We start from the raw sequence: 22,025 nt of genomic DNA, 5'->3' as shown, positions 1-22,025 counted from the left end.
AGCGGGCAGCGGGCAGCGGGCAGCGGGCAGCGGCCCGGGGTCTCACCCCGGCGGGGGCTCCGATCCGACGAGCCACATGGCGAAGAACTGCGCCCCGCCGCCGTAGGCGTGGCCGACCGCCCTGGTGGCCCCGTCGATCTGGTGCTCGCCGGCCCTCCCCCGTACCTGGAGGGCCGCCTCGGCGAAGCGGATCATGCCGGACGCGCCGATGGGGTTGGTGGACAGCACACCGCCCGAGGGGTTGACCGGGAGGTCGCCGTCGAGTTCGGTGACGCCCGCCTCGGTGAGCTTCCAGCCCTCGCCCTCACCGGCGAAGCCGAGGTTCTCCAGCCACATCGGCTCGTACCAGGAGAAGGGGACGTACATCTCGACGGCGTCGATCTCCCGGCGCGGGTCGGTGATCCCGGCCTGCCGGTAGACGTCGGCGGCGCAGTCCTTGCCCGCCTGCGGGGAGACGAAGTCCTTGCCCGCGAAGAGCGTCGGCTCGCTGCGCATCGCGCCCCCGTGCACCCAGGCCGGCGGGTGCGGTGCCCGGGCGGCGCCCTCCCGGTCGGTGAGGATCATCGCGCAGGCCCCGTCGGACGAGGGGCAGGTCTCGGAGTAGCGGATCGGGTCCCAGAGCATGGGGGCGGCCTGGACCTTCTCCAGGGTGATGCCGGGGTCGTGGATGTGCGCGTAGGGGTTCTTGAGCGCGTTGCGGCGGTCCTTGTACGCGACGAGGGAGCCGACCGTGTCGGGGGCTCCCGTACGGCGCATGTACGCGCGCACGTGCGGGGCGAAGAAGCCGCCGGCTCCGGCCAGCAGGGGCTGCTGGAAGGGGACGGGCAGGGAGAGCCCCCACATGGCGTTGGACTCGGACTGTTTCTCGAAGGCGAGGGTCAGGACGGTCCGGTGGACGCGGGCGGCGACGAGGTTGGCGGCGACGAGTGCGGTCGAGCCGCCGACCGAGCCCGCCGTGTGGACGCGGAGCATCGGCTTGCCGACGGCTCCGAGGGCGTCCGCGAGATACAGCTCCGGCATCATGACGCCCTCGAAGAAGTCGGGCGCCTTGCCGATGACGACGGCGTCGATGTCGCTCCAGGTCAGTCCGGCGTCCTCCAGGGCACGGACCGCCGCCTCGCGGACCAGTCCGGCGATGGAGACGTCGTGCCGGGCGGCGACGTGCTTGGTCTGGCCGATGCCGACGACGGCGACGGGCTCCTTAGGCATGCGCGCTCTCCCCTTCCAGGACGGCGACCAGGTTCTGCTGCAGGCAGGGCCCGGAGGTGGCGTGGGCGAGGGCCCGGTCGGACTCGCCGCGGTGGATGCGGGCGGCGGCCTCGCCGAGCCGGATGAGGCCCGCCGCCATGATCGGGTTGGCGGCGAGCGCGCCACCGGACGGGTTGATACGGGTGTCTTCGCCGAGCCCGAGGGCCTTGCGCAGGACGACCTCCTGCGAGGTGAACGGGGCGTGCAACTCGACGGTGTCGACGGGCCGTTCGAAGGCTCCGGCGTGCTGGGCGGCGAGCCGGGTGGAGGGTGAGTCGGTCAGGTCGCGGACGCCGAGGCTGTGGGCCTCGATGCGGTGGTCGATGCCCCGGATCCAGGCGGGCCGTGCGCAAAGAGCGCGGGCAGTGTCCCCGGCGGCGAGGATGACGGCGGCGGCGCCGTCCCCGATGGGCGGGCAGTCGCCGGTGCGCAGTGGGCGCACGAGGTATTCGCCGGCGGGGGTGTCCCCGGTGAGCTGGGCGTGCGGGTTGGCGGTGGCGTCGGTGCGGCTGCGGGCGGCGATGTCCGCGAGGGCCGCCTCGTCGGTGTCGCCCGCGTCGATGAGGGCCTGGGCCTGGAGGGCGGCGAGCGCGACGGAGTCCGGCCAGAGCGGGGCGAGGTAGTACGGGTCGAGCTGGCGGGTGAGGACGTCGCGGACCTCGCCGGGCGAGGACTTGCCGTAGGAGTAGACGAGCGCGGTGTCCGCCTCGCCGGTCATGATCTTCACCCAGGCCTCGTACAGCGCCCAGGCCCCGTCCATCTCGACGTGGGACTCGGAGATGGGCGGGTGGGCGCCGACGCCGTCGAGGGCCATGGTGAAGGAGAAGGCGCGTCCGGCGAGGTAGTCGGCGGAGCCTGAGCAGGTGAACCCGATCTCGTTGGCCTTCAACCCCGTTACCCCGAGGACCTCGTGGAGGACGGGCATCAGCAGGTCGACCTCGGAGAGTTCGTCGGTACGCCGCCGGTGTGCGGTCTGGGCGAAGGCGACGATCGCCACGTCTCGCATCTACACCAGCTCCTTGTACGTGTCGTAGTCGGCATCGGGCTCGCCGGTGGGCCGGTAGTGGTCGGGGTGGTGGGACCCCCGGCCGGCACCGGCCCAGACGGGTTCGACGCGCAGGCCCATGCGGACCTGGTCGTACGGGATGCCGGCGATGCGGCCGTGGAGGGCGAGGTCGGCGCCGTCTAGGGCGATGTGGGCGTAGACGTACGGGACTTCGATGTCGAGGTTCTTCGCCTTGATGTTGACGATGCAGAACGTGGTGACCGTGCCGCGCGGGCCGACCTCGACCTCTTCCTCGGTGGCGATGCCGCAGGTGGGGCATGCTCCGCGCGGCGGTACGTAGACCTTGCGGCAGGCGGGGCAGCGTTCACCGACGGTGCGGTGCCCTTCGAGGGCCTTGAGGTAGGCGGTCTGGGCGCGGCCGGGGGTGTGGACGTAGTCGAGGCGGGCGGGGGCGACGATGCCGGTGACGGGGTCGGTGAACTCCCCGTTGTGCGGCGCGGGTTCGCCCGGGCCCGGCTCACCCTCGTACGGCTCGAAGCAGGCGATGTCGGTGATGGCGCCGGTGCGCTCGGCGGCCCAGCGGATCCGGACCCGCATCCCGGTGTGCACGGCGTCGGGTCCGGGGGCGTCCAGGGCGTGCAGCAGCGCGGTGGCGGCGCCGTCGAGGCGGACGAGCACCCAGGCGAACGGGGTTCCCAGCGGCTGGTTGCGGCGCGGGGCCGGGTTCCAGGCCCAGGTGGTGACGGTGCCGGTGGCGGCGACCTCGACGAGCTCGCGGAGTTCGTTCGCGTTGACGGGGTCGTACTCGACGGGTGGTACGAGCACGGTGCCGTCGTCCGTGCGGACCCCGAGGACGGTGCGTTCGCGCAGTCCGGTGAGGAAGGCGCTCTGGACGGGGCCGAGAGATCGGGTGAAGGGGAATTCGACCACCAGCGGGGCGCTGAGGACTTCGGGCATGGCTCTCTCCATGGGCTCGGGGCTCAGGCGCGCCGGTAGACGGGCGGGCGCTTCTCGGCGAAGGCGCGGGCGCCCTCCTTGGCGTCCTCGGTCGCGAACACCGGCCAGCCGCGCTTGAGTTCGGCGGCCAGCGCCTCGCTCTCGGTCAGCTCGGCGCCCTCGTAGACCGAGGCCTTGACCGCCTCGACGGCGAGCGGCCCGCAGGCGTTGATCCGCTCGGCGACGGCGAGGGCCTCCTCCAGGGCGGTACCGTCGGGCACGACCCTGCCGATGAGCCCGATGGCGGAAGCCTCCCCGGCGGTGTAGGGGCGGCCGGTGAGGAGCATTTCGAGGGCGTGGGTGCGGGGGATCTGGCGGGGCAGCCGGACGGTGGAGCCGCCGATCGGGAAGAGGCCGCGGCGGACCTCGAAGAGGCCGAAGGTGGCGCCCGCCCCGGCGATCCGGATGTCCGTTCCCTGGAGGATCTCGGTGCCGCCGGCGACGCACGGGCCTTCCACGGCGGCGATCACCGGTTTGCGCGGGCGGTGGTGGCGCAGCATCGCCTTCCAGTGCAGGTCCGGGTCGGCGGTCATCCGCTCCCGGTACTCCTCGCCCTCCATCCCGTCGCCCGCCAGCGCCTTGAGGTCCATGCCGGAGCAGAACGCGCCGCCCGCCCCGGTCAGGACGACGGAGCGGACCCCGTCGTCCGCGTCGGCCGCGAGCCACCCGTCGTACAGGCCGACGAGCATCGGCAGCGACAGCGCGTTCCTGGCCTGTGGTCTGTTCAAGGTGAGCACCATCGTGGCGCCCTGGCGCTCCACGGTGAGGTGTTCCGTACCGAGGTGTTCCGTACCGCCCATGACGAACTCCCGTCTCCAGACCTGGAACAGGTTGCAGTAGGCGGGGTCGCAGTTCAATAGTTTTCTGACAGCTCGTCAGATTCTTTCGACGCCACCCCTTCCCACTTGTGCCGCCCGGCGCTCTAATGACGGCCGAGTCGCCAGTCACCCGGGGTCAGGAGGAACGGTGGAGTACAACCTTGCCGACCTGTTCGAGTCGGTCGTCGACGTGGTCCCCGACCGCGAGGCGCTCCTGTACGTCGACCATCCCGGTACGGGAGCCGAGCGACGCCTCACCTACGCCCAGCTGGACGCCGCCGCCAACCGGATCGCCCATCACTTCGTCGACGCGGGCCTCCGCCCGGGCGAGCACCTGGGTCTGCACCTCTACAACGGCATCGAGTACCTCCAGACGGTCCTGGGAGCGCTCAAGGCCCGGCTGGTGCCGGTCAACGTCAACTACCGGTACGTGAAGGAGGAGCTGGTCTACCTCTACCGGGACGCGGACCTGGCGGCGCTGGTCTTCGACGGCGAGTTCGACGAGCGGGTGGCGGCGGCGTCCGCACAGGCGCCGGCCCTGCGCCACCTGGTCCGCGTGGGACCCGCCGCCGTGTCTCCGGGCCCGGGGGCCGTCCCCTTCACCGAGGCCGAGGCCTCCGGCTCGCCCCTGCGCGGCTTCGCACCACGTTCCGCGGACGACCAGTTCATCATCTACACCGGCGGCACGACCGGGATGCCGAAGGGGGTGATGTGGCGTCAGGAGGACCTGTTCTTCTCCGGTCTGGGCGGCGGCGCACCGACCGGCGATCCGGTGAAGAGTCCGCAGGAGCTGGCGGAGCGGGTGGCGGCGGGCGGCGGGGGCATCACCTTCTTCCCCACTCCCCCGCTGATGCACGGCACCTCCACGCTCACCGCGTTCATCGGGTTCAACTTCGGCCAACGGGTCGTGATACACCGCAAGTTCGTCCCGTACGAAGTTCTCCGGACGATCGAGAAGGAGAAGGTCACCAGCGTGTCGCTGGTGGGCGACGCGATGCTGCGTCCGCTGATCGACGCTCTCAACGGGCCGCTCCGCGGGACCGACTGCTCGTCGCTGTTCTCCGTCTCCAGCTCGGGGGCGATCATGTCGGATTCGGTGCGGGCCGAGTTCCAGTCACTCGTGCCGACCGTGATGCTGCTCAACAACTTCGGCTCGTCCGAATCCGGCTTCAACGGCACGGCCACCGCCGACTCGGGCCCCGAGCGGGGGTTCCGGGTCCAGGTCAACGCCCGTACGGCCGTGGTCGATCCGGCGACGTACGAGCCGGTGGTCCCTGGCGAGGTGGGCCGGATCGCCCAGCGTGGCCATGTGCCGCTCGGCTACTACAACGACCCGGCCAAGACCGCCGACACCTTCTTCCGCAAGGGCGAGGAGCGGTGGGTGCTGCTGGGCGACATGGCGACCGTGGACGCGGAGGGCATCGTCACCGTGCTCGGCCGGGGCTCGCAGTGCATCAACACCGGTGGGGAGAAGGTCTATCCGGAGGAGGTGGAGCAGGCGCTGAAGTCCCACCCGGACGTGTACGACGCGCTCGTCGCAGGCGTCCCCGACGAGCGCTGGGGAAGCAGGGTCGCGGCCGTCCTCGAACTGCGGGAGGGGGCTGATGCGTTGGACCTCGACGTCGTGCAGGCCCACTGCCGGACCCGGCTCGCCGGGTACAAGATCCCCCGCGCCCTGGTCATCACCGAGCGAATCCAGCGTTCGCCGAGCGGCAAGGCGGACTACCGCTGGGCGAAGGCGGTGGCGGCGAAGGCTGCCGGAACCGGGGCCGGCGGCTGACGGCCGACGGCCTTGCGGTTCACCGCTGCTCGCTGACGGCTGACCACCGGCAGGTCATCCCAGGCCGAACGCGCTGATCGCCGCGAGGAACGCGTCCGGCCGGGTGGTGTGGACGAGGTGGCCCGCCTCGATGGTGACGAACGTGGCTCCGGGGATGGTGTCCGCCATGTGGGTGAGCTGCTTCTGGTCGATGTGGCTGGTGGGGCCGCCGCCGATGACCAGGGTCGGGGCGGTGATCTCCGCCAGCCGTTCGCGGGCCGTCGGATCCGGGTCGTTCAGCTGGGCGTCGGTGTCCGGTACGACGGCCCAGTCGAAGTCCGGCTCGCCTTCGGGGCGCACGCCGGTCGGGCGGGGCGGGTCGAGCGGGAGGAGCGGCGGGGCGTCCTCGATGACCAGCCGCCCGATGAGGCCGGGCTCGCGCTGGGCCAGGAGATAGGCCGCCACCCCGCCCATGGAGTGCCCGACGACGGTGGCGCCGGCCAGGTTCCGCGCCTCCAGGAACGCGTGCAGGTCGTCGCGGAACAGCTCGAAGGAGTAGCGGCCGGGCCAGTCGCTGAGCCCGTGGCCCCGGAAGTCGGGTGCGTACACGCGGTGTTCGGCGGCGAGCTCCTCGGCGATCCGGCTCCAGGTGAGGGAGGATCCGGCCCGGCCGTGGAGGAGGACGACGGGCGGCGCGGAGGGCTCGCCCCACACCCGGTACGCGAGCCGGACACCGCCCGCCTGCACGGTGAGGACGTCCGGATCGAGGAAGGCCGCCACGGTACGGGAGAAGGCGCCCGGGTCGTCGAGCCACGGGAAGTGCCCCGCGCCCCGCTGGACCGTGAACTCGCCGTGCGGGAAGAGCGCGGCGAGCTCCGTCGCCCGGTCCGGGCTCGGATGCCCGTCGTACTCCCCGGCGAGGACGAGCACCGGCGCCGCCAGCTCACGGAGGGCGGGGACGGTGGTGGCGGGGTCGTACGCACCGTCGCCTTCGTAGCGGCCGCGCGCCTCGGGGTTGGTCTGCCCGGCGGAGGCGGCGGCATGGGCCTGCGCGGCCGCGTCCCAGCGGCCGTAGGTGAGCGGCCGGACGGCGGGCCACAGCTCGGCGAAGGGCCCTCCGGCGAGCAGCGCCTCCTGGGCGGCCCGGGCCTCGGCGTACCAGGGTTCGCCGCTGCGCAGGGCGGCGGCCACGCGGAGGTCCTGGTCGGTCACCTCGATGCCGGCGGCCCGGGTGGAGGGGGTGATCAGGGTGAGGGTGCGCAGCCGCTCCGGGTACCGGGCGGCGTACAGCTGGGCCAGGTTCGCGCCGGCGGAGTGGGCCAGCAGGTCGATCCGGTCCAGGCCGAGGTGCTCGCGCAGCGCCTCCACGTCGTCCACGAGCCGGTCGCAGCGGTAGGTCGACGGGTCGTCCGGCACGGCGGAACCGCCCGTACCCCGCAGGTCGAGGAGGACCAGCTGCCGTACGGCGGAGAGCCCGCCGAGGTCGCCGAGGTACGCGCTCGCCCGCATCGGTCCGCCGGGCAGGCAGATCAGCGGCTCGCCCTCCCCCACCAGGTGGTAGGCGAGCGGGGTGGTGTCGTACGCGGTGAAGGTCGGCATGCCGTCCATCCAAACAGGAACGGGTGGAGGGACGCACCGGGCTTCGCTGCGAGCCGATCCGGAACGGGTCCGTGCGCCCCTCTTGCCAGCACCCCCGGCCTCCTGAATTACTGCTCCCAGGAAGATCGACCGAATGATCGGTCGCCCGGTTCGGGAGAGGAAGGGCCCTTATGACAGCCATGCTGGACGCGGCGGAACAGCTGAGCCGCGCCGATCTGGAGACCCTCCAGCTCGAACGGCTCCGCACGACCCTGCGCCACGCCTACGAGAACGTGCCGTTCTACCGGGCGGCGTTCGACGGGGCCGGGCTCCGGCCCGAGGACTGCCGTACGCTCGCCGACCTCTCCCGCTTCCCGTTCACCGCCAAGGCCGACCTGCGCGACAACTACCCCTTCGGGATGTTCGCCGTGCCGGAGCGGGACGTCCGGCGCATCCACGCCTCCAGCGGCACGACCGGGCGTCCGACCGTCGTGGGCTACACCGAACGGGACCTGGACACCTGGGCGGACGTGGTCGCCCGGTCGATCCGCGCGGCGGGCGGCAGGCCCGGCCAAAAGGTGCATGTGGCCTACGGGTACGGGCTGTTCACCGGCGGACTCGGCGCCCACTACGGGGCCGAGCGGCTCGGCTGCACGGTGATCCCCGCGTCCGGCGGGATGACCGCGCGCCAGGTGCAGCTGATCCAGGACTTCCGGCCCGAGATCATCATGATCACGCCGTCGTACATGCTGACGCTGCTGGACGAGTTCGAACGGCAGGGCGTCGACCCGCGCACGACCTCGCTCAAGGTGGGGATCTTCGGCGCGGAGCCGTGGACCGAGGCGATGCGGCGGGAGATCGAGGACCGGTTCGCCATCGACGCGGTCGACATATACGGGCTCTCCGAGGTGATGGGCCCCGGGGTGGCGCAGGAGTGCGTGGAGACGAAGGACGGGCTGCACATCTGGGAGGACCACTTCTATCCGGAGGTCGTGGACCCGTTCACCGGTGAGGTGCTGCCCGAAGGTGAGGAGGGCGAGCTGGTCTTCACCTCGCTCACCAAGGAGGCGATGCCGGTGATCCGCTACCGCACCCGGGACCTGACGCGGCTGCTGCCGGGGACGGCCCGGAACTTCCGCCGGATGGAGAAGGTCACCGGGCGCAGCGACGACATGGTGATCCTGCGCGGGGTGAACCTGTTCCCCACCCAGATCGAGGAGATCGTGCTGCGTACGCCCGCTGTCGCCCCGCACTTCCAGCTCCGGCTGACCCGGCAGGGGCGCCTGGACGCACTGACGGTACGGGCGGAGGCGCGGGCCGACGCGACGGCGGCCGACCGGGAGAAGGCGGCCCTCGCGATCGCGGCGGCCGTGAAGGACGGGGTCGGGGTGTCGGTGGGGGTCGAGATCGTGGACCCGGAGTCGCTGGAGCGCTCGGTGGGCAAGATCCGGCGGATCGTGGACCTGCGGGAGTCCGGTACGGGGTGACCGGCCCCGGTGACCGGGTGTTCGCGTGGGATGGCCGGCCCCGGTGACCGGTGTGTTCACGGCGAGGTGAACAGCCCCGGTGACCGGCGTGTTCACACCACCGCAACACCCGTTCCCACTATGCGGACACCTGCTCGAAAATCTCGACAGAGAGGCCCGGGCACTGCCAGTCTCCCGCTATGCATCTCGCCAACCGTTCCCTGGTCACCGCGGTCACCGCCGTCTGCTCCACCGTCGCCCTCTGCGCCGCCCTGACCGGCTGCGCCCCTCAATCGGAGGAGAAGACGAAGGCCTCGGGCCAGGCCGGAGCGGAGACCGGGGCGTGCGCGCCGGGCGGGCTCGCCACCGAGGTCGAGGGGAAGCTGACCGTCGGCACGGACAAGCCCGCGTACGCCCCCTGGTTCTCCGACGACGAGCCGTCCAACGGCAAGGGGTTCGAGTCGGCGGTGGCGTACGCGGTGGCGAAGCAGCTCGGTTACGGCCGCGATGCGGTGGTCTGGCAGCACACGCCGTTCAACAGCGCGTTCGCGCCGGGCGCCAAGAAGTTCGACTTCGACATCAACCAGGTCTCCATCAGTGAGTCCCGCAAGAAGGCCGTGGCGTTCTCCTCCGGCTACTACGACGTACGTCAGGCGGTCGTCGCGCTCAAGTCGTCGAAGGCGGCGGGTGCGAAGAGCGTGGCCGACCTCAAGAAGGTGAAGCTGGGGGCCCAAGTGGGCACCACCAGCCTGGACTTCATCAACGACCTGGTGAAGCCCGATACGAAGCCCGCCGTCTACCAGCGCAACGACTTCGCCAAGTCGGCCCTCAAGACGGGCCAGGTGGACGCGATCGTGGTGGACCTGCCCACCGCCTTCTACATCACCGGGGCCGAGGTGCCGGAGGCTGAGGTCGTCGGCCAGTTCCCGAACTCCGCGGAGAAGCCGGAGCAGTTCGGCCTGGTCCTGGACAAGGAGTCCACGCTCACCTCCTGCGTGAGCGGTGCGGTGGACGCGCTGCGGAAGGACGGCACGCTCGCCGCCCTGGAGAAGGAGTGGCTCTCCGACGCCGTCGACGCGCCGGTGCTCAAGTGACGCTGCACAAGTCCCTCCCCGGGGAGGACACCTACGTCCCCTCCGAGCGCCGGATCGCCCGCGAACGCCACCGGCGGGCCCGCACCCGGCGGGCGACGGCGATCGCCGCGACCAGCACGCTGGTGACGGGTGTGGTGTTGTTCCTGCTGATCACGGGCTCGCCCGGCTGGGAGCGTACGCAGGAGACGTTCTTCAGCCCGCACTACGCGCGCGTGGCGCTGCCGCAGGTCCTGGAGGGCCTGTGGCTGAATCTGCGGCTGCTGGCGGTGTGCGGCACTGCCGTGCTCGCGTTCGGTCTGCTGCTGGCCGTGGCCCGCACCCTGCGTGGGCCCGTCTTCTTCCCGGTCCGGGCGCTGGCCATCGCGTACACGGACTTCTTCCGCGGACTGCCACTCATCATCTGCCTGTTGATGGTGGTCTTCGGGGTGCCCGCGCTGCGCCTGGAGGGCGTCACCAACGATCCGGTGCTGCTGGGCGGCGCCGCGCTCGTGCTGACGTACTCGGCGTACGTCGCGGAGGTCTTCCGGGCGGGCATCGAGTCCGTGCACCCCTCTCAGCGGGCCGCCGCCCGGTCGCTGGGGCTCAGCAGCGGCAAGACGCTGCGTTTCGTCGTGCTGCCCCAGGCGGTGCGCCGGGTGGTGCCGCCGCTCCTCAACGACCTGGTCTCCCTCCAGAAGGACACCGGTCTCGTCTCGATCGCCGGGGCCGTGGACGCCGTGTACGCGGCGCAGATCATCGCCAGCAAGGACTTCAACTACACCCCGTACGTCGTGGCGGGGCTGGTCTTCGTCGCGCTGACCATCCCGATGACCCGGCTCACCGACTGGGTGACGGCCCGGATGGACCGGCGCCGGGCCCAGGGAGGACTCGTATGAGCACAGCACCGGTGACGGCCACGGAATCCCCGGTGCTGCGGATGGAGGCCGTCCGCAAGTCGTTCGGTACGTCGCTGGTGCTGCGGGACGTGGACCTGGAGGTCGCCCCGCACACCGTGACCGCGCTGATCGGCGCCTCGGGGTCCGGGAAGTCGACCCTGCTGCGCTGCGCCAACCTGCTGGAGGAGATCGACGACGGGGCGATCTGGCTGGAGGGCGAGGAGATCACCGACCCCCGGACCGACGCGGACGCGGTGCGCCGCCGGATCGGGGTGGTGTTCCAGGCGTACAACCTCTTCCCGCATCTGACCGTCCTGCAGAACATCACTCTCGCCCCGCAGCGCGTCCACGGCCTTTCGCGCGCCGACGCCGAATCGCAGGCGCGCGAGCTGCTGGAGCGGCTGGGGCTCGGCGGGAAGGCCGATGAGTACCCGGACCGGCTCAGCGGCGGCCAGCAGCAACGCACCGCGATCGTGAGGGCGTTGGCGGTACGCCCGCGGCTGCTGCTCCTGGACGAGATCACCGCCGCCCTCGACCCGGAGCTGGTGGGCGAGGTGCTGAGCCTGGTCCGCGAGGTGAAGGACGAGGGCATGACGATGGTGATCGCCACCCACGAGATGGCTTTCGCCCGCGAGGTCGCCGACCAGGTCTGCTTCCTGGACGCGGGGGTGGTGCTGGAGCGCGGCACTCCGGACGAGGTGTTCGGCGCGCCCCGGGAGGAACGTACGCAGAGGTTCCTGCGGCGGATCGTGGAGGCGGGGCGGCTGTAGGCCGGCGGGCTGGGCGGCTGTAGGCGTACGGGCCGGGCGGCTGCACGGGAGTTGGGCTTCAGGCCAGCCGGTCCCGCAGCTCCCGTTTGAGGATCTTCCCGCTCGCGTTGCGTGGGAGTTCGTCCACGAAGACGACCCGCTTGGGCGCCTTGAAGTGGGCGAGCTTCTCGCGGGCATGGTCGATCAGTTCGGTGTCGCTCACCTCGCCGCGCAGGACGACGACTGCGGTGACGGCTTCGATCCAGCGGTCGTCGGGCAAGCCGATGACCGCTGTCTCGGCGACGGCGGGGTGGGTGTAGAGGGCGTCCTCCACCTGCCGGGAGGCGACCAGGACGCCGCCGGAGTTGATGACGTCCTTCACCCGGTCGACCACGGTGAAGAAGCCCTCGGAGTCGCGGACCGCGAGGTCGCCGGAGCGGAACCAGCCGTCGCGGAAGGCGTCCGCCGTCTCCTCGGGCTTGTCCCAGTAGCCGGTGCAGAGTTGGGGTGAGCGGTAGACCACCTCGCCCGGGGTGCCGTCCGGGACCTCGCGGCCCTCCTCGTCGACCACGCGTGCCTCCACGAAGAGGACGGGGCGGCCGCAGGACTCCATCCGGCCCTCGTGCTCGTCGGGGCCGAGGACGGTGGCGAGCGGGCCGATCTCGCTCTGGCCGAAGCAGTTGTAGAAGGCGAGGTCAGGCAGGCGGGCGCGCAGCCGTTCAAGGACGGGTACGGGCATGATCGACGCCCCGTAGTACGCCTTGCGCAGGCCGGTGAGGTCGCGGGTGGCGAAGTCCGGGTGGTTGGAGAGGCCGATCCAGACGGTGGGCGGAGCGAACAGGCTGTCGGCCAGGCCCGCTTCGACCAGGTCGAAGATCCGGCCGGCGTCGGGGGCGTCCAGGATCGTGTTCTCCGCGCCGACCGCCAGGTACGGCAGCAGGAACACATGCATCTGGGCGGAGTGGTAGAGCGGCAGCGAGTGGACGGGCCGGTCGCCGGCGGCCAGGCCGAGGGCCGTGATCGCGCTGACGTACTCGTGGACCAGCGCCCCGTGCGTCATCATCGCGCCCTTGGGGAGGGCCGTGGTGCCGGAGGTGTAGAGCAGTTGCACCAGGTCGCCGGAGCCGGGGGCGCGCTCCGGGGTGAAGGGCCGCTCGGTGTGCAGGGCGTCGAGGAGCGAGCCCGGTGCGTCGCGCAGGGCGCGTACGGGACGGCCTGCGGGGACCCGTGCGGCGAGGTCCGGGTCGGTCAGGACGAGGGCGGAGCCGGACTGGTCCAGGAGGTAGGCCAGGTCGTCGCCGGTGAGGTTCTGGTTGACGGGGACGTGGACGAGCCCGGCCCGGGCACAGGCGAGGAAGGCGATCAGATAGACGTCGGAGTTGTGGGCGTACGAGGCCACCCGGTCGCCGGGGTGCAGCGCGTGTTCGCCGGTCAGGACGGCGGCCGCGGTGGAAACGGCGGCGTCGAGCGAACGGTAGGTCCAGGCCCGGTCTCCGTACCGTACGGCGGTCCGTTCCGGGGTGCGGCGGGCGCTGCGGGTGAGGACGCCGTCGACTGTGCTGCTGCGTACACCGGTCATGGCGTGATCCTGTGCGGCCGGGCCCGGCGGGTCAAGGGGCATGCGGGGAGTGTCGGGGAGCCGCCGGGCGGCCGGATACCGACCGGACGGTTGACAGAGGGCGTGGCGCCCTGGCTGAGTGGCGCGTGGCCGCCCGGGGTGACCGGGCGAACCGTCTTGGCCATCCGCCTTGTTGGGAGGAACACCCTTGACCTTCCGTAACCGTCTCAGACTGTTCGCGGTCTCCGGTCTCGCCCTGTTCACCGTGTCGGCCTCGCTGCCGCCGGCCGCGGCTTCCGGAGCTTCGGAGGCCCGGCATCCGTCGGGCGGCGGGCTGTCCGCCACCATCCGGTACACGGAGTACGGCATTCCGCACATCGTGGCGAAGGACTACGCGAACCTGGGCTTCGGCACCGGCTGGGCGCAGGCCGCCGACCAGGTGTGCACGCTGGCGGACGGGTTCGTCACGGTGCGCGGCGAGCGGTCGAAGTTCTTCGGCCCGGACGCGGCCCCGGACTTCTCCCTCTCCTCGGCGGCCAAGAACCTCTCCAGCGATCTGTACTTCCGGGGCGTCCGGGACAGCGGCACCGTGGAGAAGCTGCTGAAGGTCCCGGCTCCGGCGGGTCCGAGCCGCGACGCCAAGGAGTCGATGCGCGGGTTCGCCGCCGGGTACAACGCCTGGCTCAGGAAGAACCGCGACCGCATCACCGACCCCGCCTGCCGGGGCGCCTCCTGGGTGCGGCCGGTCACCACCCTGGACGTGGCGGTACGGGGCTTCGCCCTCGCGGTGCTCGGCGGCCAGGGGCGCGGCATCGACGGCATCACGGCCGCGCAGCCCCCGACGGCCGCACCGCCCGCCGCCGGGGTCACCCCGAAGGAGGCGGCAGCGGCGGCCCAGCGGCTCCTGTCGACGCAGAACGCCGACATGGGCTCCAACGCGGTCGCCTTCCGGGGTTCCACGACGGCGAACGGGCGCGGGCTGCTCCTGGGCAACCCGCACTACCCGTGGGACGGCGGCCGCAGGTTCTGGCAGTCGCAGCAGACGATCCCCGGCGAGCTGAACGTGGCGGGCGGTTCCCTGCTCGGCTCGACGACGGTCTCGATCGGGCACAACGCGGACGTGGCGTGGAGCCACACGGTGGCGACCGGCGTCACGCTGAATCTGCATCAGCTGACCCTGGATCCGGCCGATCCCACGGTCTATCTGGTCGACGGGAAGCCTCAGCGAATGACGCAGCGCACCGTCACCGTGCTGGTGAAGGGCGCCGCCCCGGTGACCCGGACGCAGTGGTGGACCCGGTACGGACCGGTGGTCACCTCGCTGGGTGCGGCGCTGCCGCTGCCCTGGACGGCGACCACCGCGTACGCGCTGAACGACCCGAACGCGGTGAACCTGCGCAGCGCCGACACCTCGCTCGGCTTCAGCAGGGCGCGCTCCACCGCCGGGATCGAGCGGGCGCTCCACCGCTCCCAGGGGCTGCCCTGGGTGAACACGATCGCCGCCGACCGGTCGGGCAATTCCTTCTTCTCCCAGTCGCAGGTGCTGCCGAGGATCACGGACGAGCTGGCGGCACGCTGCTCGACCCCGCTGGGCCGGGCAACCTACCCTTCGGCGGGTCTCGCGGTGCTCGACGGGTCGCAGTCAGCGTGCGCGCTGGGGAGGGACCGGGACGCGGTGCAGCCCGGGATCTTCGGGCCGGGCCGGATGCCGACGCTGAAGAACGCCCCGTACGCCGAGAACTCCAACGACAGCGCCTGGCTGACCAACGCCGAGCGGCCGCTGACCGGCTACGAGCGGGTCTTCGGCACGACCGCCACCCAGCGGTCGATCCGGACCCGGGGTGCGATCGAGGATGTCGCGGCGATGGCGGAGCGGGGGCGGCTGCGCGTCTCGGACCTGGAGCGCCAGCAGCTTGCGAACCGGGCGCCGACCGGGGACCTGGTCGCGGCCGACGTGGCGAAGTGGTGTGCGGCTCTGCCGGGCGGGACGGCCGTGGGCAGCAGCGGTACGGCGGTCGACGTGTCGGCGGCCTGCCCGGTGCTGCGGCGGTGGGACCGGAGCGTGGACAGCGACAGCCGGGGCGCGCTGCTCTTCGACCGGTTCTGGCGCAGGGCGGCAGCGGTGCCCGCGGCGGAGCTGTGGAAGGTGCCGTTCGACCCGGCCGATCCGGTGCGTACACCGCGTGGCCTCAACACCGCCGCGCCCGGTGTGGGCAAGGCGCTGGCCGACACACTGACGGAGCTGAAGGCGGCAGGCATCGCGCTGGACGCACCGTTGGACCAGCACCAGTTCGTCGTACGGAACGGGAAGCGCATCCCCGTCGGCGGCGGTACGGAGTCGCTCGGCATCTGGAACAAGATCGAGCCGGTGTGGAACCCGGCGGCGGGCGGGTACGCCGAGGTGTCGGCCGGTTCCAGCTACATCCAGGCGGTCGGCTGGGACGGCAGCCGGTGCCCGGTGGCCCGGACGCTGCTCACGTACTCCCAGTCGTCGAACCCGAACTCGCCGCACTACAGCGACCAGACGCGGCTGTTCTCGGGTGAGCGCTGGGTGACGTCCCGGTTCTGCGAGAAGGACATCGCCCGCTCGCCGCACCTGCGGGTGGTGCGGGTGCACGAGCGGCGGTAGCCCCGACCGGCGGACAAGGGTCCGGGAGAGGGGGCAGCTCCTCTCCCGGACCCTTGTCCGTTTCTACAGGGGGCGTCGGTGCCCCTCCCAGTACGGTTCGCGGAGCCGCCGCTTGTAGAGCTTTCCGTTGGGGTCGCGGGGCATCGCGGCTATGAAGTCGATGGAGCGGGGCCGTTTGTAGCCGGCGAGCCGCTCCTCGCAGTGGGCGAGGATCGCGGCGGCGAGCTCGTCGCCGGGCTCGTGCCCCTCGGCCGGTTCGACGACGGCCTTGACCTCCTCGCCCCGGTCGGCGTGCGGGATGCCGAAGGCGGCGGCGTCCGCGACGGCGGGGTGGGTGAGCAGGGCGGACTCGATCTCGGCGGGGTAGATGTTCACGCCACCCGCGATGATCATGTCAATCTTGCGGTCACGGAGGAAGAGATAGCCGTCCGCGTCCAGGACTCCGAGGTCGCCGACGGTGAAGAAGTCGCCGATGCGGTTCTTGCGGGTCTTGGTCTCGTCCTTGTGGTAGCTGAAGCCGCCGGTGCTCATCTTCATGTAGACCGTGCCGAGTTGGCCTGCCGCCAGCCGGTTTCCGTCGTCGTCGAAGACGGCGAGTTCGCTGATCGGCCAGGCCTTGCCGACGGTGCCGGGCTTCTTCAGCCACTCCTCGGCGGTGGCGAACGCGCCGCCGCCCTCGCTGGCCGCGTAGTACTCCTCGACGCAGCTCCCCCACCAGTCGATCATGGCGCGTTTCACATGGTCGGGGCAGGGCGCGGCCCCGTGGATGGCGTGGCGCATGGAGGAGACGTCGTAACGGCCCTTCACGTCGTCGGGCAGCGCGAGGAGCCGGTGGAACTGGGTGGGGACCATGTGCGTGTGGGTGCAGCGGTGGGTGTCGATCAGCCGGAGCATCTCCTCGGGGGCCCAGCCGTCCATCAGGACGAGCGGGTGGCCGATGTGCAGGGCGGCGCTCGCGAACTGGAGCACGGCCGTGTGGTAGAGCGGTGAACAGACCAGGTGGACGTTGTCGTCGAACGGGCGGATGCCGAAGATGCCGAGGAAGCCGCCGAGGTACGTCTCCTCCGGGAGCTTGCCGGGCAGGGGGCGGCGGATGCCGCGCGGGCGGCCGGTGGTGCCCGAGGTGTAGTTCATGACCCAGCCGAGGGTGCGGTTCCCGGGCGGGGCGGCGGGGTGGCCGTCGAGCAGGTCGGCGTAGGGGCGGCAGCCGGGGACGGTGCCCACGGCGTAGCGGTGGCTCTCCGGGAGGCCGGCCTCGTCGGCCGCCGTGGTCGCGGCGGCCGCGAAGCGTTCGTGGGTGATGAGGACCCGTGCGCCCGAGTCGGAGACTATCCAGGCGATCTCGGGGCCGACGAGGTGGTGGTTGACCGGTACGAGGTAGAAGCCGGCCTGGGAGGCGGCGAGGTGGGCGGTGAGCAGCTCGGTACCGTTGGGCAGGACGACGGCGAACGCGTCGCCCTCCCGCATCCCGGCCGCGCGCAGCCCGTGGACCATGCGGTTGACGTCGGCGTGCAGGCGGCCCGCGCTCCACTCCTCGCCGTCGGGTGCGATGAGGACAGTGCGGTCGGGGTCGGCGGCGGCCTGGGCCCAGAAGCCGTTGGGCGGCTGGTTCACGTGGCGCTCCTTCCGGCGATGCGGTTGATGCGGGTGACGGCCCGTTCGAAGCCGCGCGTCAGGTCGTCGACGACCGCCTGCACGCTGCGTTCGCTGGTCATCCGGCCGACGATCTGCCCGACGGGGGTGCCGAGCAGCTCCCCGACCTCGTACTTCTGGATCCGGGAAACCGCCTCGGCGACCAGCAGGCCCTGGAGCGGCATGGGCAGGGTGCCGGGCCCCGCCTGGTCGTCCCACGCGTCCGTCCATGCGGTACGGAGCTGGCGTGCGGGTTTCCCGGTGAGGGCGCGGGAGCGCACGGTGTCGCCGGATCCTGCGGCGAGGAGTTTGCGGGTGAGGGCCTCGGAGTGGAGGTCGGCCTCCTCGGTGGTGAGCCAGAGGGAGCCGAGCCAGACGCCCTGGGCGCCGAGGGCGAGTCCGGCGGCGGCCTGTTCGCCGCTGCCGATGCCTCCGGCGGCCAGCACGGGCAGCGGGGCGACGGCTTCGACGACTTCGGGGACGAGCACCATGGAGCCGATCTCGCCGGTGTGGCCTCCTGCCTCGTACCCCTGGGCGACGACGACGTCGATGCCCGCCGCAGCGTGCCGGCGGGCGTGTTCGGCGCTTCCGGCGAGGGCGGCGACGAGGACCCCGTGGGCGTGGGCGCGCTCGATGACGTCGGCGGGCGGGGAGCCGAGGGCGTTGGCGAGGAGCTTGATCGGGTAGTCGAAGGCGACGTCGAGCTGGTTGCGGGCGACCTCCTCCATCCAGCCGGTGATGCGCCAGCCGGACGCCTCCCCCTCGGCGAGTTCGGGCACGCCGTGGCGGGTGAGGAGCTCCTGGACGAAGGCTCGGTGGCCGTCCGGGATCATCGCCTCGACGTCCGCCTCGGTGACCCCTTCGACCTTCTTGGCCGGCATGACGACATCGAGGCCGTAGGGCTTGCCGTCGGCGAGCCCGTCCAGCAGGTCGAGGTCGCGGGCCAGCTCCTGCGGGTCGGTGTAGCGGACCGCGCCGAGCACCCCCAGTCCACCGGCTCTGCTGATGGCGGCCGCGACGGCGGGGAACGGCGTGAAGCCGAAGATGGCGTGCTCGATGCCCAGTTCTCTGCTCAGCTCCGTCTCCATGGGCGGCAGGATGCCGCAGCCGGACAGCCGAGGGAAGAGATTTTCTGATGCAGTGTCAGATTCTTTGCGGCCCCGGAGGCATCCGGGACGGCGGGGGCGACAGTAACCTCGGCGGCGGCAGGAACTTTCACTGCTCGGCGATATTTCGGAAGTTACTTTCGCGCCGGGGTGCTCACGCGGGGCCGTCCCGGTGGGCCGGCTCCGGGCACGGGAAGGAGTTGCGGATGACCGGGTACGCGGCGGAGAACGAGGACGCGGCAGTGGGCGGGGCCACTCAGGGCGACGCCACCGGGAGCGGCATCGGCCGCCGGAGGCTGGGCGGCGGGATACTGGCGCTGGGCGGCGCACTGGCCCTGGCGCCGATCCCCCTGGCCGGGGCCGCCGAACAAGGCCGGCCGGGCAGGGGCCCGGTGACGGCGGAGACGGGAGCGAGCATGGCATCAGGAGCCCACCCGCCCACGCACCGGCCCACGCTGCGGCGCGGCAGTGCGGTGCGCGCGGGGCTGCTCCAGGGGCCGCTGGACCAGCTGGTCCGGGAGGCGGAGGGCTACCTCGCCGACTCGCCCAAGCACCCCTGGTACGCGGGCGCGGTGCTGCTCGCCGGGCGGGGCGGGACGGTGGCGCTGCACCGGGCGATCGGCAAGGCGGTGCGCTACTCGGCGTACGACGAGACGACGGACACCGGGGTGGAGCTCCCGGCGGACCGGCAGATCGCGATGGCCGAGGACACCGTCTTCGACCTGGCCTCGATCTCCAAGCTGTTCACCTCGATCCTGGCGGTCCAGCAGATCGAGCGCGGCGCGCTGGAGCTGGAGGCGGCCGTGGCCTCGTACCTCCCGGACTTCGCAGGTGGCGGGAAGCAGGACATCACGGTCCGTCAGCTGCTCACGCACACCTCCGGCTTCCGGTCCTGGATCCCGCTCTACAAGGAGCCGACCCGGGAGGGGAAGCTCCGGATGCTCTGGAACGAGGTCCCGGCGTCCACCCCGGGCAGCGCCTACCTCTACTCCGACCTCAACCTGATCTCGCTGCAACTGATCCTGGAACGGATCACCGGTCGCACCTTGGATGCCCTGCTCCGGGACGAGATCACTGCTCCGCTCGGGATGCACCGCACCCGCTACAACCCACCGGCCTCCTGGAAACCGAAGATCGCGGCCACCGAGGACGCCCGGCTGCCGTGGTCCGGACTCGAACGCGGCCTGGTCCGGGGCGAGGTGCACGACGAGAACGCCTACAGCTTCGACGGGGTGGCGGGCCACGCCGGGGTGTTCTCCTGCGCCTGGGACCTGGCGGTCCTCGCCCGCACCCTCCTCAACGGGGGCGTCTACGGCCGCTCCCGCATCCTCTCCGAGGACTCCGTCGACCTCCTCTTCACGGACTTCAACACCGCGTTCCCGGGCGATGAGCACGGCCTCGGCTTCGAGCTCTACCAGCACTGGTACATGGGCGCGATGGCCACCCCGCGCACGGCGGGCCACACCGGATTCACCGGGACCAGCCTGGTGCTCGACCCGTCGACCGACACCTTCCTCGTCGTGCTGGGCAACTCCGTCCATCCCGTACGGAGCTGGCGCTCGGGCAGCGCGCCCCGGGTGGCGACCGCCAACCAGCTGGCCCGGGCCGTCCCGGTCCGGCCGGAGCGGGGCCGTACGGCCTGGTTCTCCGGGATGGCGAGCGCGTCGAGCGCCACGCTGGCCCTGCCCGCCCTGCGCCTGAAGTCCGACCGCTCCCGGCTGGAGTGCGCCCTGTGGTGGGACACCGAACCCGGCTCCGACCGGCTAGTGCTGGAGGCGTCGGCGGGCCAGGAGTGGCAGCCGGTGCCCTTCACCACCGTGGGCGCCGACTCGGGCCACCACCGCCCGGACCCGCGACCTCACCCGGAGGGCTGGGTCTCCGGCTGGTCGGGGCGGGTGTGGCACCGGCTGGAGGCGGACCTGTCGGCCTGGCGCGGCAGGAACGTCCAGCTGCGGTGGCGGTACACCACGGACCAGCTGTACGTGGGGCGTGGCGCGTACGTGGACTCCCTCCGGGTGCGGGACGGCGGGGTCACGGTCTTCGACTCCGCCAGGCCCCGGGACGCGGGACGGATCGGGGCGACGGGCTGGGTCCTGTCGGCCGACTGAGCGGCGGGGCGGGCGGCGCCGCGCGTGGTGGGCCGGCTCCCGCCGGACGCTGCCTCCACAATGGCGTCGCGCCCGGTGCGGGACGACGTCACCACCGGTTCATCCGGGGGCCGTTGGATGGCACGGGCCGTACGCGAGCCGCTCGGCCCGCCCGTTCCCCGTGGCCGATTCCAGGAGGCACACACCATGAGCAGCGTTCGGCGCACCGCCCCCTCCGCCCCGGCGCTCTCCCGGTGACCGGCCGGGTCCCCGTAACGGCGAGGCGAGGTCTGCTGTACGCGGCGGCGGCCGGGATCACGGCGGCCCTCACCGCCGCCCCGGACGCGTCGGCGGCCCCGCACACCGCGCCGGACCGCCCACGCCCGGACACTCCCTGGGCCACCTCCTGGGCCACCGCGCAGACCGCGCCCACGGCGGCCGACCCGGTCGCGGCCGCCGGTCTCACCGGCGGGCTCTGCACCGCGCGGCTGCGGCTCTCGGCGGGCGGGCAGGTCAGAGTGCGGTACGGGCACGCCTTCGGGACCGCGCCGGTGCTGGTGGGTCCGGTGACCGCCGACGGCCACCCGGTCACCTTCGACGGCCGGCCGCAGGAGTGGCTGGCGGCGGGCGCCTCCCTGACCAGCGACCCGGTGGAGGGGCTGCGGGTGGAGGACGGGTCCCTGCTGACCGTCGAGACGCGGCTGCCGGGCCCCACCGGCCCGCTGTCCTTCCACCGCAACACCCATGCCTGGCACACGGTCGACGGGGTCCGGACCCGGTCCGTCCTCCTCCTCACCGGGGTCGAGACGACCGGGGCGCGCGGCCCGGTCCTCGCCGTGCTGGGCGACTCCATCGCCGAGGGCACCGGCACGCCCGACGACGCGGACCTCCGCTGGCCCGACCAGCTGGCCCGCAGACTGCCCGGGGCCGCCGTCGCCAACCTCGGCATCAGCGGCAACCGGCTGCTGCTCGACAGCGACCGCAACGGGCCGGGCGCGCAGGCCCGCTTCGACCGGGACGTGCTGTCGCTGCCGGGGCTGCGGACGGTCCTGGTGCACCTGGGCGTCAATGACCTGCACCATGTGCCGGTCGAGCGCGACCCGTCGCGGATGGTGGCCGCGTACCGCCAACTCGCCCTGCGCGCCCGGTCCGCCGGGCTGCGGGTGGTGGGTGCCACCATCGGGCCCTTCGAGGGGTGGACGCGCTGGACACCGGAGCAGGACGCGGTACGCCGGCAGGTCAACGAGGCCGTGCGCACCGGGCGGATCTTCGATGCCGTCGCCGACTTCGACGCGGCGCTGCGCGACCCGGACCGTCCCTCCCGGCTGCTGCCCGCGTACGACAGCGGCGACGGGCTGCACCCGGGGCCCGCGGGCCACACGGCCATCGCCGCCACCGTCGAACGCCGGTACCTGCGGTAATGG

General features: G+C 72.3%; 16 protein-coding genes. 8 read left to right on the top strand and 8 right to left on the bottom strand.

Going from position 1 to position 22,025, the window contains the following annotated elements; all coding sequences use genetic code 11:
- Positions 1-42 precede the first annotated feature (42 nt).
- The 4 genes from IE264_RS16835 to IE264_RS16820 are packed head-to-tail and all read right to left on the bottom strand — an operon-like array spanning position 43 to position 4,050.
- Positions 43-1,209 carry a thiolase family protein gene (locus IE264_RS16835; protein WP_032754481.1) on the bottom strand — a complete coding sequence of 389 codons (1,167 nt, stop codon included), beginning with the start codon at positions 1,207-1,209 and terminating at the stop codon, positions 43-45.
- Positions 1,202-2,254, bottom strand: a complete 1,053-nt coding sequence (locus tag IE264_RS16830; RefSeq protein WP_032754480.1) for a thiolase family protein — start codon at positions 2,252-2,254, stop codon at positions 1,202-1,204. Before IE264_RS16830 ends, IE264_RS16835 begins: the two co-directional genes overlap by 8 nt.
- Entirely contained in the window at positions 2,255-3,211 is a 957-nt protein-coding gene (locus IE264_RS16825; RefSeq protein WP_032754478.1) for a Zn-ribbon domain-containing OB-fold protein, read from the bottom strand. It abuts the gene before it with no gap.
- A 23-nt stretch (positions 3,212-3,234) separates the two neighbouring features.
- A complete protein-coding gene (locus IE264_RS16820; RefSeq protein ID WP_032754956.1) occupies positions 3,235-4,050 on the bottom strand; it encodes a crotonase/enoyl-CoA hydratase family protein in 816 nt (271 codons plus the stop codon).
- A 166-nt stretch (positions 4,051-4,216) separates the two neighbouring features.
- Between IE264_RS16820 and IE264_RS16815 the strand changes: the two genes are divergently transcribed.
- Complete coding sequence (locus tag IE264_RS16815) at positions 4,217-5,848, top strand: acyl-CoA synthetase (RefSeq protein WP_032754477.1); 1,632 nt, start codon at positions 4,217-4,219, stop codon at positions 5,846-5,848.
- Positions 5,849-5,902: 54 nt separating this feature from the next.
- Here IE264_RS16815 and IE264_RS16810 read toward each other — a convergent pair whose 3' ends face one another.
- The gene (locus IE264_RS16810; protein ID WP_032754953.1) at positions 5,903-7,426 is read right to left on the bottom strand and encodes an alpha/beta fold hydrolase; all 1,524 of its coding nucleotides are present in this window, start codon (positions 7,424-7,426) and stop codon (positions 5,903-5,905) included.
- Between the two features lie 170 nt (positions 7,427-7,596).
- Here IE264_RS16810 and paaK point away from each other — a divergent pair, with 170 nt between their 5' ends.
- From paaK to IE264_RS16790, 4 genes are all read left to right on the top strand, one after another.
- Positions 7,597-8,892, top strand: coding sequence for a phenylacetate--CoA ligase PaaK (gene paaK, locus IE264_RS16805; protein ID WP_032754475.1), 1,296 nt, complete (start codon positions 7,597-7,599; stop codon positions 8,890-8,892).
- A gap of 179 nt (positions 8,893-9,071) precedes the next feature.
- Positions 9,072-9,965, top strand: a complete 894-nt coding sequence (locus IE264_RS16800) for an ABC transporter substrate-binding protein (protein ID WP_032754472.1) — start codon at positions 9,072-9,074, stop codon at positions 9,963-9,965.
- Positions 9,962-10,840 (top strand): amino acid ABC transporter permease, encoded by an 879-nt coding sequence (locus IE264_RS16795; RefSeq protein WP_032754470.1) that lies wholly within the window; start codon positions 9,962-9,964, stop codon positions 10,838-10,840. Before IE264_RS16800 ends, IE264_RS16795 begins: the two co-directional genes overlap by 4 nt.
- Entirely contained in the window at positions 10,837-11,610 is a 774-nt protein-coding gene (locus tag IE264_RS16790) for an amino acid ABC transporter ATP-binding protein (RefSeq protein WP_032754469.1), read from the top strand. The genes IE264_RS16795 and IE264_RS16790 overlap by 4 nt, the downstream gene beginning before the upstream one ends.
- Positions 11,611-11,668: 58 nt before the next feature.
- Here the strand turns inward: IE264_RS16790 and IE264_RS16785 are convergent, their stop codons facing one another.
- Entirely contained in the window at positions 11,669-13,168 is a 1,500-nt protein-coding gene (locus IE264_RS16785; RefSeq protein ID WP_032754467.1) for an acyl-CoA synthetase, read from the bottom strand.
- Between the two features lie 187 nt (positions 13,169-13,355).
- On the opposite strand from IE264_RS16785, the gene IE264_RS16780 reads away from it, so the two are divergent.
- Positions 13,356-15,776, top strand: coding sequence for a penicillin acylase family protein (locus IE264_RS16780; protein ID WP_032754465.1), 2,421 nt, complete (start codon positions 13,356-13,358; stop codon positions 15,774-15,776).
- A gap of 63 nt (positions 15,777-15,839) precedes the next feature.
- Here the strand turns inward: IE264_RS16780 and IE264_RS16775 are convergent, their stop codons facing one another.
- Together IE264_RS16775 and IE264_RS16770 are read right to left on the bottom strand one after the other, a co-directional pair.
- The gene (locus tag IE264_RS16775; protein ID WP_032754463.1) at positions 15,840-17,390 is read right to left on the bottom strand and encodes an acyl-CoA synthetase; all 1,551 of its coding nucleotides are present in this window, start codon (positions 17,388-17,390) and stop codon (positions 15,840-15,842) included.
- Positions 17,387-18,496, bottom strand: a complete 1,110-nt coding sequence (locus IE264_RS16770; protein WP_032754462.1) for an NAD(P)H-dependent flavin oxidoreductase — start codon at positions 18,494-18,496, stop codon at positions 17,387-17,389. The genes IE264_RS16775 and IE264_RS16770 overlap by 4 nt, the downstream gene beginning before the upstream one ends.
- 224 nt (positions 18,497-18,720) lie before the next feature.
- Between IE264_RS16770 and IE264_RS16765 the strand changes: the two genes are divergently transcribed.
- Complete coding sequence (locus IE264_RS16765) at positions 18,721-20,622, top strand: serine hydrolase domain-containing protein (RefSeq protein WP_051821697.1); 1,902 nt, start codon at positions 18,721-18,723, stop codon at positions 20,620-20,622.
- 233 nt (positions 20,623-20,855) lie between these two features.
- Positions 20,856-22,022, top strand: a complete 1,167-nt coding sequence (locus IE264_RS16760) for an SGNH/GDSL hydrolase family protein (RefSeq protein ID WP_032754461.1) — start codon at positions 20,856-20,858, stop codon at positions 22,020-22,022.
- Positions 22,023-22,025: the final 3 nt, after the last annotated feature.

Source organism: Streptomyces microflavus, from assembly GCF_014650075.1.
GTDB lineage: Bacteria > Actinomycetota > Actinomycetes > Streptomycetales > Streptomycetaceae > Streptomyces > Streptomyces microflavus.
The sequence above is the reverse complement of the archived record's forward strand: the minus strand, read 5'-3'. Positions and strand labels throughout refer to the sequence as shown.

What these genes read in the sequence shown, in the direction of transcription:
- IE264_RS16800 (WP_032754472.1), top strand. Translation starts at nt 9,072, where the DNA reads ATGCATCTCGCCAACCGTTCCCTGGTCACCGCGGTCACCGCCGTCTGC.
- IE264_RS16790 (WP_032754469.1), top strand. Translation starts at nt 10,837, where the DNA reads ATGAGCACAGCACCGGTGACGGCCACGGAATCCCCGGTGCTGCGGATG.
- IE264_RS16835 (WP_032754481.1), bottom strand. Translation starts at nt 1,209, where the DNA reads ATGCCTAAGGAGCCCGTCGCCGTCGTCGGCATCGGCCAGACCAAGCAC.
- IE264_RS16830 (WP_032754480.1), bottom strand. Translation starts at nt 2,254, where the DNA reads ATGCGAGACGTGGCGATCGTCGCCTTCGCCCAGACCGCACACCGGCGG.
- IE264_RS16820 (WP_032754956.1), bottom strand. Translation starts at nt 4,050, where the DNA reads ATGGGCGGTACGGAACACCTCGGTACGGAACACCTCACCGTGGAGCGC.
- IE264_RS16785 (WP_032754467.1), bottom strand. Translation starts at nt 13,168, where the DNA reads ATGACCGGTGTACGCAGCAGCACAGTCGACGGCGTCCTCACCCGCAGC.
- IE264_RS16810 (WP_032754953.1), bottom strand. Translation starts at nt 7,426, where the DNA reads ATGCCGACCTTCACCGCGTACGACACCACCCCGCTCGCCTACCACCTG.
- IE264_RS16765 (WP_051821697.1), top strand. Translation starts at nt 18,721, where the DNA reads ATGACCGGGTACGCGGCGGAGAACGAGGACGCGGCAGTGGGCGGGGCC.
- IE264_RS16825 (WP_032754478.1), bottom strand. Translation starts at nt 3,211, where the DNA reads ATGCCCGAAGTCCTCAGCGCCCCGCTGGTGGTCGAATTCCCCTTCACC.
- IE264_RS16770 (WP_032754462.1), bottom strand. Translation starts at nt 18,496, where the DNA reads ATGGAGACGGAGCTGAGCAGAGAACTGGGCATCGAGCACGCCATCTTC.
- paaK (WP_032754475.1), top strand. Translation starts at nt 7,597, where the DNA reads ATGACAGCCATGCTGGACGCGGCGGAACAGCTGAGCCGCGCCGATCTG.